At 75.6% G+C, this 11,879-nt stretch carries 9 protein-coding genes; 3 read left to right on the top strand and 6 right to left on the bottom strand.

The genetic code is table 11. The features are described 5' to 3' along the window. Positions 1-100: 100 nt before the first annotated feature. The 3 genes from der to ACFVVL_RS33725 all read right to left on the bottom strand — a co-directional run bounded on the left by der (position 101) and on the right by ACFVVL_RS33725 (position 3,867). A complete protein-coding gene (gene der / locus ACFVVL_RS33735; RefSeq protein WP_380296870.1) occupies positions 101-1,555 on the bottom strand; it encodes a ribosome biogenesis GTPase Der in 1,455 nt (484 codons plus the stop codon). A gap of 187 nt (positions 1,556-1,742) precedes the next feature. Further along, complete coding sequence (gene cmk, locus ACFVVL_RS33730) at positions 1,743-2,456, bottom strand: (d)CMP kinase (RefSeq protein WP_380296869.1); 714 nt, start codon at positions 2,454-2,456, stop codon at positions 1,743-1,745. A 325-nt stretch (positions 2,457-2,781) separates the two neighbouring features. Further along, positions 2,782-3,867, bottom strand: a complete 1,086-nt coding sequence (locus ACFVVL_RS33725) for a prephenate dehydrogenase (RefSeq protein ID WP_387682065.1) — start codon at positions 3,865-3,867, stop codon at positions 2,782-2,784. 275 nt (positions 3,868-4,142) lie between these two features. Here ACFVVL_RS33725 and ACFVVL_RS33720 point away from each other — a divergent pair, with 275 nt between their 5' ends. From ACFVVL_RS33720 to ACFVVL_RS33710, 3 genes are all read left to right on the top strand, one after another. Then, positions 4,143-6,488, top strand: coding sequence for a DUF4139 domain-containing protein (locus ACFVVL_RS33720; protein WP_387682062.1), 2,346 nt, complete (start codon positions 4,143-4,145; stop codon positions 6,486-6,488). A 3-nt stretch (positions 6,489-6,491) separates the two neighbouring features. Beyond that, entirely contained in the window at positions 6,492-8,063 is a 1,572-nt protein-coding gene (locus ACFVVL_RS33715; RefSeq protein ID WP_387682060.1) for a DUF4139 domain-containing protein, read from the top strand. A 98-nt stretch (positions 8,064-8,161) separates the two neighbouring features. Next, the gene (locus ACFVVL_RS33710) at positions 8,162-8,524 is read left to right on the top strand and encodes a DUF952 domain-containing protein (RefSeq protein WP_380296862.1); all 363 of its coding nucleotides are present in this window, start codon (positions 8,162-8,164) and stop codon (positions 8,522-8,524) included. Positions 8,525-8,622: 98 nt separating this feature from the next. Here the strand turns inward: ACFVVL_RS33710 and ACFVVL_RS33705 are convergent, their stop codons facing one another. The 3 genes from ACFVVL_RS33705 to ACFVVL_RS33695 form a co-directional block, all read right to left on the bottom strand. Continuing rightward, a complete protein-coding gene (locus tag ACFVVL_RS33705; protein ID WP_380296860.1) occupies positions 8,623-9,606 on the bottom strand; it encodes a transcriptional regulator in 984 nt (327 codons plus the stop codon). A 252-nt stretch (positions 9,607-9,858) separates the two neighbouring features. Next, a complete protein-coding gene (locus tag ACFVVL_RS33700; RefSeq protein WP_387682057.1) occupies positions 9,859-11,106 on the bottom strand; it encodes a pseudouridine synthase in 1,248 nt (415 codons plus the stop codon). Between the two features lie 63 nt (positions 11,107-11,169). Then, complete coding sequence (locus ACFVVL_RS33695) at positions 11,170-11,763, bottom strand: SMC-Scp complex subunit ScpB (RefSeq protein ID WP_380296872.1); 594 nt, start codon at positions 11,761-11,763, stop codon at positions 11,170-11,172. Between the last annotated feature and the right edge of the window lie 116 nt (positions 11,764-11,879).

The raw sequence follows: 11,879 nt of genomic DNA, 5'->3' as shown, positions 1-11,879 counted from the left end.
CGGCGCCCCCCGGGGGGGGGCGTTCGCAACACGCCGCGGGGCCCCCGGCGCCGGGCCGGGGCCCCGCCGGGGGCGCCCCTTCCGCAGCTGCTGCCGCGTCCTACTTCTTCTTGCGCTTCTCCCGCACGCGCACCGAGATCGAGATCGGCGTGCCGACGAAGCCGAACTCCTCGCGCAGCCGGCGCTCGATGAACCGGCGGTAGCCCGCCTCCAGGAAGCCCGAGGCGAACAGCACGAAGCGCGGCGGACGGGTGCCCGCCTGGGTGCCGAACAGGATGCGCGGCTGCTTGCCGCCCCGGATCGGGTGCGGGTGGGCGGCCACCAGCTCGCCGAGGAAGGCGTTCAGCCGGGCGGTGGTGATCCGGGTCTCCCAGCCCGCCAGCGCGGTCTCGATCGCCGGGACGAGCTTCTCCATGTGCCGGCCGGTCTTCGCCGAGACGTTGACCCGGGGGGCCCACTGCACCTGGACGAGGTCGCGCTCGATCTCGCGCTCCAGGTAGTAGCGGCGCTCCTCGTCGAGCTGGTCCCACTTGTTGTAGGCGATGACGACGGCGCGCCCGGCCTCGACGGCCATCGAGATGATCCGGGTGTCCTGCTCGGCGAGGGTCTCGCTGGCGTCGACCAGGACGACCGCGACCTCGGCCTTCTCCAGCGCGGCGGCGGTGCGCAGCGAGGCGTAGAAGTCGGCGCCGGCGGTCAGGTGGACCCGGCGGCGGATGCCGGCGGTGTCGACGAACTTCCAGGTCTTGCCGCCGAGCTCGATCATCTCGTCGACCGGGTCGCGGGTGGTGCCGGCCAGCTCGTTGACGACCACCCGCTCCTCGCCGGCGACCTTGTTGAGCAGGCTGGACTTGCCGACGTTCGGCCGGCCGATCAGCGCGATGCGGCGCGGGCCGCCGGGGGCGGCGTCGCCGAAGGTCTGCGGCGGGGCCTCGGGCAGCGCGGCCATCACGGCGTCGAGCAGGTCACCGGAGCCGCGGCCGTGGAGGGCGGAGACCGGGAACGGCTCGCCGAGGCCGAGCGACCAGAGGTAGGCGGCCTCGGCCTCGGTGGACGGGCCGTCGACCTTGTTGGCACAGAGCACGGTCGGCTTGCCGGCCCGGCGGATGATCTTGATCAGGGCTTCGTCGGTGTCGGTGGCGCCGACGGTGGCGTCGACCACGAACAGCACCGCGTCGGCCTGCTCGATGCCGAGCTCGGCCTGGGCGGCGACCATGGCGTCGATGCCGAGGACGTCGATCTCCCAGCCGCCGGTGTCGACGACCTTGAAGCGGCGGCCGTTCCAGGCGGCCTCGTAGGTCACGCGGTCGCGGGTGACGCCGGGCTTGTCCTCGACGACCGCCTCGCGGCGGCCGATGATGCGGTTGACGAGGGTCGACTTGCCGACGTTCGGGCGGCCGACGACGGCCAGCACCGGCAGCGGGGCGTGGCTGCCGTCGCCGAGGCCGTCGACGTCGTCGAGGTCGAAGCCCTCCTCGGCGGCGAGCGCCATGAACTCGGCGTACTCGGAGGCGTCCAGCTCGCCGTGGCCGGCGGTGGAGTGCTCTGCGGTCATGTTCGTACTGTCCGTTTCCCGGCCCGGCCCTTCCCAGGGACGTGCCGTGCGTACCTGCCCCTCCGGGGCAGCGCGAATGGTTCCGGGTGCCACCATGGCACCCCGTTCATCGGATGATCGGCTTTTACTCGTTCCGGACGGCCGGACCGTCCCCGACGGCCTGGCCGTCCCGGGCGGCCGGTCCGCGTCAGACGAGCGCGGCCCCGGCCCGCTCCGCCACCAGTGCGGTGATCCGATCGATCACCTGCTCCAGGGTGAGCGCGCTGGTGTCCACCAGGACCGCGTCCACGGCCTGGGTGAGCGGCGCGGTGGCCCGCGAGGAGTCCGCCGCGTCCCGGCGCGCCAGGTCGGCGGCCATCGCGGTGATGGTCGCCTCGTCGACGCCCTTGGCCCGCAGCTCGGCGGCCCGGCGCTCGGCGCGGGCCGTCTCGGAGGCGGTCAGGAAGATCTTGACGGTGGCGTCCGGGAAGACCACGCTCCCCATGTCCCGGCCCTCGGCAACGATGCCGCGGGCGGCGACCCCGGCGCAGCCGCGCTGCAGCTCGACCAGCCGGGTGCGCACCGCCGGCACCGCGGCGACGGCACTGACGTGCGCGGTCACCTCGGGGCCGCGGATCGGGCCGGCGACGTCCCGGCCGTCCACGGTGATGGTCGGGCCGTCCGCGTCCGTACCGGACACGATCACCGGCTTGCCGCACGCGACGGCCACCGCCTCCGGGTCGTTGACGTCGACGTCGTTGGCCAGCATCCACCAGGTCATCGCCCGGTACATGGCACCGGTGTCCAGGAAGCTCAGGCCAAGTCGGGCGGCGACCGCCCGGGAGACGGTCGACTTGCCGGAGCCGGAGGGTCCGTCGATGGCGACGACGACCGGGGCGTGCGCTCGGTCGGCAGTGTCCACGGCGCGAACCTCTCTCTGATCTCTGAGCACGGCAGCCCGCAGTACGGGGATGCCGGGGATGGTCTCCCTCAAGGTTAATGGACCGCCGCCCCACCCGGACCCCGCCGGTGACCGGCCCGCTCCGCCCTTGCCGGACCCACCGCTCCTGGCGGGCACCGCACGGCATCGCGAGCACCGTGCGGTATCGCGAGCACCGCTAGGACAGCGAGCATCGTGCGCACACCGAGCACACGCCGCCAGAACAACGAGCAGCGCCATAACGACGAGCGCCGCCACCAACAGCGAGCAGTGCCACAACCACGAGCACCGCCACAACCGCAGGACGTCAGTCCCGCACGCTCCACCCGCTCGCCCGCAGCGCCGCCGTCAGCGGACGCACCGCCGCCGGCGCCACCGACAGCTGGACGAAACCCACCTGCTGCCCGGTCGAGTGCTCGATGTCGACGTCCTCGATGTTCACGCCCGCCGCACCGACCTCGCCGAACAGCCGGCCGAGCTCGCCGGGCTGGTCGCCGAGGACGACGGCGACCGTCTCGTACCGGGTGGGCGGCGCCCCGTGCTTGCCGGGGATCCGCGCCTGGCCGGTGTTGCCGCGCCGCATGACCGCCGTGATGCCCGCGGCGCCGTCCTGCCGCTCGGCCTCCTCGGCGGCCTGGAGGGCGCGCAGCGCGGTGACGGTCTCGCCGAGGTCGGCGGCGACCTCCTCCAGCACGTCGGCGACCGCACCGGCGTTGGCGGAGAGGATGTCCACCCACATCGCGGGGTTGGAGGCGGCGATCCGGGTCACGTCGCGCACACCCTGGCCGGAGAGCCTTATGGCGGTCTCGTCGGCGTTCTCCAGCCGGGCGGCGACCAGCGAGGAGAGCAGCTGGGGAGCGTGCGAGACCAGGGCGACCGCGCGGTCGTGCGCCGCGGCGTCCATGACGATCGGCACGGCCCCGCAGAGCGCGACCAGTTCGAGGACGGCGTTCAGCGTCTCGGTGTCGGTGTCGGGGGTGGGGGTGAGCACCCACGGCCGGCCCTCGAAGAGGTCCGCACGGGCGGCCAGCGGTCCGGAGCGCTCGCGCCCGGCCATCGGGTGGCCGCCGATGTAGTGGGTGGTGTCACAGCCGAGTGCGGCGACCTCGGCGCGCGGGCCGGCCTTCACACTGGCGACGTCGGTGTAGCAGCGCGCCAGCCCGCGGCGCTGGCAGTCGGCGAGCACCTTGCCGACCAGCGCCGGCGGGACGGCGATGATCGCGAGGTCGACGGGCCCGTCGGCGGGCTCGGTGATCCCCGCGCCCAGCGAGGCGGCGGTGCGGGCGGCGTCCGGGTCGGCGTCCTCCAGATGGACGGTCAGACCCCGTCCGGTGAGGGCGAGCGCGGCGGAGGTGCCGATGAGTCCGGTACCGACGACGGCGGCTGTGCGCATGGCGGGGTGGCTCTCCTCACGGAACTGCGCGGAACACGGTCGACTGCGACACGGTCACCCGCGGGGAACGGGTCGGCCCCCATCCTCCCCCATCACCGCCGCCGCCCGTACCGCAACCGCACCACCGCCCCCGGCCGTCCCCCCTCACGCGGCCCGCGCCATCGGGCACCCGCACGCCGAGCACCCGCACGCCGCGCACGGCGGAAACCGGCGCCGCGGGCGCCCCCGCACGGCAGGATGGGCCGCCGACGGTACGCGACGAAGGGGTTGGCCGGGTGAACGATCAACACAGCAGCGACCAGCATCGACCGCACGACGACGACGGCGGCGGCGCCGGGGGAACCGGCGAGCCCGTCCCCGCCCCGGCCGTGCCCTCGGCCCCCTCGGTCCTGGACTCCGTGGTCGTCCACGCGGCCGGCGCGGTCTGCCGCCGGCGGGCCCGGGCGGCCCTGCCCCCGGGCGGACGGCTCCGGCTGACCGGCCTGCCCGACGGGCTCGACCCGCGCTCGCTGCGCGCCCGGGTGCTCGCCGGCCCGGCCGGCACCGCCGTCACCGAAGCCCGCCTGGAGGTCGTCGCCGAACTCCGCGAGCCCTCCGAACTCCCGGAGCTGCGCCGAAGCTTGGACGCCGCCGAGGAACACGGCGAAGCCCTGCGCGAGCAGCACCGGCTGGTCCTCGCCGCGATCGCCGAGACCTCCGCGCTGCGCGCCGTCCCCCCGCCGCGCCACCGTGACGAACCGCTGCGCCGCACGCCCGCCGACGCCTGGCTGGAGCTCGCCGAGTTCGTCGACGAGCGCCTCACCGGCCTCCACGAGCGCGCCGGGCGGCTCGCCCAGGAGATCGAACTCGCCGACCACGAGTTCCAGGTGCTGGCCGACCGGCTCGCCCGGCTGTCCTCCGCGGAGCGGCACGAGAGCGTCGGGACCACGACGACCGCCCTGCTCACCCTCACCACCCCCGGGCCCCAGGGCTCCCCCTCCGGGCCGGACCCCGAAACCTCGCCGGACCCCCAGGCCGGGCCGGACCCCGAAACCCGGCAGGCCCCCGAAACCCTGCTGGACCTCGAACTGGAGTACACCGTCCAGGCCGCCCGCTGGGTGCCCTCCTACCGGCTCGCCTACCGCCAGGGCGCCGACACCGGCCACCTCCTGCTGCGCGCCTCCGTCGCCCAGCAGACCGGCGAGGACTGGACGGGCGTGCGCCTCGCCCTCTCCACCGCCGACCTCGACCGCCGCACCGACCTGCCCAAGCTGCGCTCGCTGCGGATCGGCCGCAGCCAGCCCGCCCCGCCGCCCTCCGGCTGGCGCGAGCCCCCGCCCGGTCTGGCCGGCCTGTTCACCGGCTACGACGCGGCCGGCCCCCGCCCGGTGCCGCACCACCCGCACCACCCCCGCCGGGCGGCCGGCGGGCCCGGCGGCACCGGCGTCGCCCTGGCCGCCGCCGAACCCCGGCTCTCCGCCCCGGTCAGCCCCGTCGTCCCGACGCCGGCCCCGCTCCCGCCGCCGTCCGCCGCACCCACGCCGCAGCCCCCGGGCGGACTCGCCCGCGCCCGCGCCCGCACCGGCGGCCTCCGCTCGGCCGACGAGGCAGGCGGCCCGGGCGGCCCGGGCGGACCGGGCGGATCCGGCACGCCCGCCGAGCCGGGCGCCGTCCTCGGCTACGGCGCACCCCCGCCCGCCCCCGGCTCCCCGGCCCCCGGCGCCGCGTTCGCCAAGACGGAGCTCGCCCGGTTCGCCGCCCCCGCGCCGTTCACGCCCCCGCCCGGCCCGCCGGTACCGGACGGGACGCTGCTCGACTACCCCGCCCTGGAGCTGTCCGGCCCGGACGCCCCCGCCGACCGCCGCGGCACCCTGCACCACCCCGACCGTCCCCACCACTCCGACCATCCGCACCACCCCGACCGTCCGCACCACTTCGGCCACCCGGCCCCCGGCCTGACCCGCCTCCCGCTGCCGCACCACGCCGTGCCGCCGCGCGTCTCGGCCGGCTCCTTCGACCACCGCTTCGACGCCGTCGCACCCGCCGACCTGCCCTCCGACGCCACCTGGCACACCGTCACGATCGGCGAGATCCCGGTCAGCGTGAGCCCCGAGTACGTCACCGTGCCCGCCGTCGAGGAGCGGGTCTACGCCACCCTGGTGATCACCAACGCCACCGCACAGGCCGTGCTCGCCGGACCGGTCGAGGTGACCGTCGACGAGGAGTTCCTGCTGACCGCCGCCCTGCCCACGCTCGCCCCCGGCGGTGTGCGCCGACTGGGCATCGGTGTCGCCGAGTCGGTCGAGGTGACGCGCCGTACCGAGCTGCGCGAGTCCACCGCGGGCATGCTGAACAGCAGCACCGTGCTCGACCACCGGGTGCACGTCGAACTGGCCAACCGGCTCGGCCGCCCGGTCACCGTCGAGGTCCGCGAACGGGTACCGGTCAGCTCCGACGCCGACATCCGGATCGAGGAACGGCCCGGCTGGCACGCACCGGACGAACCGTCCACCGAGTGCCCGCCCAGCACCCGGCTCCGGCGGGTCGAGCTGCCGCCGGGCGGCCGGGCCGAGCTGGACGGCGGCTACCAGATCAGAATCCCGGCCGGAAAGGCCATCGTCGGCGGAAACCGGAGGAACTGAACGATGAGCACCACCCCCCTCCCCGTCACCCCACGTCCCACGGCGCCGCTGCCCGTCACCGCCGTCACCTGCCTGGAGGACCGCGCCCAGGTCGAGCGCACCGCCACCGCGGAGCTGACGGCCGGCGTCCAACGGCTGCGCCTGGGCCCGCTCACCGCACTCGCCGTCGACCACACCCTGCGCGCCGAGTCGGACACCCCGGGCGTGCGCGTCCTGGACGCCCGGATCACCCGGGTCTGGACGCCCCGCGCCCCGCTGCCGCCCGGCCCGGAGGACTCCGAGCTGCGCCACCGCCTGCACGCGCTGGACGAGCGCCGCCGCGCCGAGGACCAGCTCGCCGACCGGCTGGAGGCCCGGCTGGCACTGCTCGCCCAGCTCGCCGCCGACCTGCTGCGCGAGGTCGGCGAGGGCGCCGGCGTCGGTGAGGTGGAACGCACCCGCTGGCACCGCGAGCTGAACCGGGTCGACGCCGAGCGCGAGCGCGCAGCCGAGGACCTGCGCGCCGCCCGTCACCGGCTGCGCGCGCTGGAGAAGGAGCGCGGTGCGGCGCTCACCGCCGTCGAGCAGGCCGAGGAGGAGCCCGCCGAACTGCTCGCCCACCTGGACCTGACCGTCGAGGCCCGGGAGGCCGGGCCCGCCCGGCTGACCGTGAGTCACCTGGTGCCGTGCGCCCTGTGGCGGCCGTCCTACCGGGCCACCCTGGCCGAGGGCGTGCTGCGGCTGGACTCCGAGGCAGTGGTCTGGCAGCGCACCGGGGAGGCCTGGACCGGCGCCCGGCTGGCCTTCTCCACCGCCCGCTCCGCCCTCGCCACCGAGCCGCCCGCGCTCGCCGAGGACGTGCTGACGCTGCGCGAGCGCACCTCCGGGGAACGGCGCACCGTCGAGGTGGAGCTGCGCGAGGAGACGATCTCCGAGCTCCGCCCGGACGGTGTGCTGCCGGGCGTGGACGACGGCGGCGAGGTGCGGGTGCTGACCGCCCCGGCGCCGGCCACCGTGCCCTCCGACGGCCGGGCGCACCGGGTGCCGCTGGGCTCCTTCGAGGCGACGGCGCACAGCGAGTACGCCTGCGCGCCGGAGCTGTCGCCGCTGGTCACCCAGGTGGTCCGGTTCCGCAGCACGGCCGGGCACCCGCTGCTCGCGGGGCCGGTCGAGCTGGTCCGCGGCAGCGGGTTCACCGGGCGCGGACGGCTGCCGTTCACCGCGCCGGGCGCCGACGCGGAGCTGTCCTTCGGCAGCTCGGACGGCTACCGGGTGGTGCGCGAGACCGACGAGCGCCGTTCGACGGCGGGGCTGGGCCAGCGGTCGGTGACCACCCGCACGGTGCGGCTGCACCTGTCGCGGTTCTCCGGTCCGGAGGAGCGGGACGAGCAGGTGGTCGCGGTGCGCGAGCGGGTGCCGGTCTCCGAGGTGTCGGCGGTGGAGGTGCGGCTGCGCAAGGAGGAGTGCTCGCCCGCGCCGGACGCCTTCGACGCCGAGGGCGTCGTGCGCTGGGACGTCCCGCTCGGTCCGGGCGCCCGCCGCACGCTGACCCTGGTGTACGAGGTGTCCGCCTCCGGGAAGGTGGCGGGCCTCTAGGGACGGTCCTCCCGGCGCCCGGCACTCCGCCCGGGCGTCGCGAACCGCCGGGCCCGGGCGCCCGCCCGGGCCCGGCCGGAGCGGGTACAACAGGAAGCATGATCCTGCACCTAGCCCCCCTCGACGACTGGCTGGCCGACCCGGGCCGGCCGTACGCGACCGCCTCGCTGCTCACCGACGGGTTCATCCACTGCTCGGCCGACGAGCAGACCGCGCTCGCCGTGGCCAACGCCTTCTTCGCCGACGCCCGCGAACCGCTGATGGTGCTGCTGATCGAGGAGTCGCTGGTGGAACCGATGGTCAAGTGGGAGGCCCCGCACGGCGGCCCGCCGCCCGGGGCGACCCCCGGTGTGCTGTTCCCGCACATCTACGGGCGGCTGAACCGCACGGCGGTGGTCGGCCTGGAGAAGGTCGAGCGCGGTCCGGACGGCCGCTGGGCCGCCCTCTCCCCCTGGAGCTGACCCCGCACGGCCCGGCCCTCCGCCACGGCCCCGCCCCCGGACGGCCCCGGGGCAGCCCCGACGGGCGGCGGGCCCCGGCGGGCCCCGGCGGCGCGGGGCTACAGCCAGCCCCGCTCCCGGGCCGCCATCCCGGCCTGGAAGCGGGTGGTGGCGCCCAGTTCGCGCATCAGCGACTGCAGCCGGCGCTGGGTGGTCCGGGCGCTCCAGCCGAGCGAACGGGCGATCGACTCGTCGGTGAGGCCGGCCGCCAGCAGCCCGAGCAGCTTGCGGTGGTCGGCCTCCGGCTCCAGCGTCCCGTCGCCCGCGCCGATCGCGGCCTGCAGCTGGACGGCCCGCTCCCACTCCGCCTCGAACAGCGTGTCCAGCGCCTGGAGGAGCGCCGAGGGGTGGATGACGTAGGCGGCGTCGAGGACGCTGTCGCCGACGCTGATCGGGATGATCGCCATCCGGTCGTCCGACATGACCATCTTCATCGGGAGCACCGGCCGCACCCGGGCCTCCTCGCCGTCGGCGACCCCGACCAGGATGTTCTTCTCCAGCCGGCCGGGCCAGGCCACCGCCTCCCGGTCGTAGACGGTCCGGAACCGCACGCCCTCCTTCAGCCGCTGCCGTTGCAGCGGGATGTTGGCCACCGGGTCCTGGATGTAGGGCGGGCGGTCGAAGCCGCGGATCTGGTACTGGCTGGTCCCGGTGATGTGCTCCAGCCGCTGGGCGATGGCCTCGGCGCCGGTCAGCACCTCGACCGAGTGCGCCGGGTCGGTGTAGCGCGAGGCCTCCCGGAAGGCGTCCATGAGCCGGTGCATCTCGGCCCGGGCGTGGCGCAGTTCGGACTCCCGGTGGCCGATCAGCGTGCCGATGGCGACGTCCGGGGCGACCGGCAGGAACCGCTGCCGGTCCACCGGGGCCCGGGTGGCCATGCCCTGCTGGGCGAGCCGGTCCAGGGCCCGCAGGCTCTGCTGGAGGGTCAGGTCGCAGAAGACGGCGAGGTCCTCGGCCGTCGACTGCGGGTTGGCCACCAGCGCCGCGTAGACCCGCCCGTCCGGTCCGGCCAGTCCCAGAGCGCTGAGTGGTGCATCGGACACGGCGTCGCTCCCCGTTCGCCTCTCGCCCCGCGCCGGGTGGCGCACTCCCGCCACCCGGCGGGTCGTGGACAGGTGGCAATCCTCGGCCACGGATCATCGGGCTGACAAGGCGATCACCGCCGATGCGGTCCGCTTCACAGCAGGACCCGCCGAACGACGGAGGGCCTCCCCGCCACTCGGCGGGGAGGCCCGGGGTGAACCGTCCGGCACGGCGCGACGGCGGCCGTCCGTGACAGACCGACTACAGACCCACTACAGACCGACCTCGCGCATCAGCTGGCCGACCTCGGGGTTGGTCAGCCGGCGCAGCCAGCCGGACTTCTGGTCGCCGAGCGCGATCGGGCCGAAGTGGGTGCGCACCAGCTTCTCGACCGGGAAGCCCGCCTCCGACAGCATCCGGCGGACGATGTGCTTGCGGCCCTCGTGCAGGGTCACCTCGACCAGGTAGTTCTTGCCGACGTTCGAGACGACCTTGAAGCTGTCGGCGCGGGCGTAGCCGTCCTCCAGCTCGATGCCCTTGGCGAGCTGCTTGCCCAGGTCGCGCGGGATCGGGCCCTGGATGGCGGCCAGGTAGGTCTTGGTCACGCCGTAGCGGGGGTGGGTGAGGCGGTGGGCCAGCTCGCCGTGGTTGGTGAGCAGGATGATGCCCTCGGTCTCGGTGTCCAGGCGGCCGACGTGGAACAGCCGGGTCTCCCGGTTGGTCACGTAGTCGCCGAGGCACTGGCGGCCGTCCGGGTCCTCCATGGTGGAGACCACGCCGGCCGGCTTGTTCAGGGCGAAGAACAGGTAGGACTGGGTGGCGACGGTCAGGCCGTCCACCTTGATCTCGTCCTTCTGCGGGTCGACCCGCTTGCCCTGCTCGGTGACCCGCTTGCCGTTGACCTCGACCCGGCCCTGGTCGATCAGCTCCTCGCAGGCGCGACGGCTGCCGACGCCGGCCCGGGCCAGCACCTTCTGCAGGCGCTCGCCCTCGGGCTCGCCGAAGGTCTTGGGGAGCTTCACGGCCGGCTTGTCGTGCCGGGCCAGCACCGCGTCCTCGATCCGGGCCTGCAGCTCGCGCGAGCGCTGCGGCTGGCGCCGGGGGTCGCCCGGGGCGCCCTGGCCCTCGCGGCGCGGCCGCGGGGCGGGGCCGGGACGGCGCCCGGAGAAGCCGCCGCGGGCCGGGGTGGCGTTGGGGCCGCCGCCGTACTCGGGGCGGTCGTACTTGCGCTCCTCGGGCCGCAGCGGGCGGTCCGGGTAGCGGCGGTCGTCCCTGCGGTCGTCCCGACGGCTGTCGCGACGGTCGTCACGACGGTCGTCGCGGCCGTACGAGCCCGAGCCGCCGCGCGGGGCCGAGCCGCCCCGGCCGCCGCCGGAGGCGCCGCCGTACGAACCCCCGCGCGCGCCGGAGCCACCGCGGCCCGAGCCACCCCCGTAGGAGCCGCCCCGGCCGCCCCCGCCCTGTCCGCCGCGACCGCTGCCGCCGCCGCTGCTGTTCCTGCCGTTGCCACTGCTACGCATCAAAGTGTCCGTACGTCGTTACCGTCTGGGCTGTGCGGTCGTTTCGGCCGACCTCACCGCCCCCTACCGATCGGGCGCAGCCCGACCGGCCTCGCCACTGCCGTCCGCGGCCTGCGCGGCAGCGGCGGCGACCGCCTCCGCGATCATCGTGCCCTCCAGGGACTCCGCTTCCACGTCGTCGACCTCGGGCAGGAAGGGAGCGAGCTCCGGCAGCTCGTCCAGGCCGCGGAGCCCCATCCGTTCCAGGAAGTAGTTCGTCGTCCGATACAGGATCGCACCTGTTTCGGGCTCGGATCCGGCCTCTTCCACCAGTCCTCGCTGTACCAGGGTACGCATCACACCGTCACAGTTCACACCGCGGACGGCCGAGACCCGCGATCTGGACACCGGCTGCCGGTACGCGACCACCGCCAGGGTCTCCAGCGCGGCCTGGGTCAGCCGGGCCTGCTGGCCGTCCAGGACGAAGCGGTCGACGGCCGGGGCGCAGGCCGCGCGGCTGTAGAAGCGCCAGCCGCCGGCCACCAGCCGCAGGTCGAAGCCCCGCCCTTGGGCGGTGTACTCGGCGGACAGCTCGCGCAGGGCCGCGGCCACCTCCGTGCGCGGGCGTTCCAGCACCGACGCCAGGTGGGTCTCGTCGGCCGGTTCGTCGACGATCATCAGGATCGCCTCCAGTTCGGCCCGCAGCCCGGGCCCGTCGTCCACCACCGGCACCGGCACCGGCACCGGCACGGACTCCGGCCCCGGCCCGGCCTCCGGTACCGGCCCCGGCCCCG

This window comes from Kitasatospora sp. NPDC058115 (assembly GCF_042884635.1).
In the GTDB taxonomy this organism is placed as follows: domain Bacteria; phylum Actinomycetota; class Actinomycetes; order Streptomycetales; family Streptomycetaceae; genus Kitasatospora.
The sequence above is the reverse complement of the archived record's forward strand: the minus strand, read 5'-3'. Positions and strand labels throughout refer to the sequence as shown.

What these genes read in the sequence shown, in the direction of transcription:
- der (WP_380296870.1), bottom strand. Translation starts at nt 1,555, where the DNA reads ATGACCGCAGAGCACTCCACCGCCGGCCACGGCGAGCTGGACGCCTCC.
- ACFVVL_RS33725 (WP_387682065.1), bottom strand. Translation starts at nt 3,867, where the DNA reads ATGCGCACAGCCGCCGTCGTCGGTACCGGACTCATCGGCACCTCCGCC.
- ACFVVL_RS33715 (WP_387682060.1), top strand. Translation starts at nt 6,492, where the DNA reads ATGAGCACCACCCCCCTCCCCGTCACCCCACGTCCCACGGCGCCGCTG.
- ACFVVL_RS33710 (WP_380296862.1), top strand. Translation starts at nt 8,162, where the DNA reads ATGATCCTGCACCTAGCCCCCCTCGACGACTGGCTGGCCGACCCGGGC.
- ACFVVL_RS33700 (WP_387682057.1), bottom strand. Translation starts at nt 11,106, where the DNA reads ATGCGTAGCAGTGGCAACGGCAGGAACAGCAGCGGCGGCGGCAGCGGT.
- ACFVVL_RS33695 (WP_380296872.1), bottom strand. Translation starts at nt 11,763, where the DNA reads ATGATCGTCGACGAACCGGCCGACGAGACCCACCTGGCGTCGGTGCTG.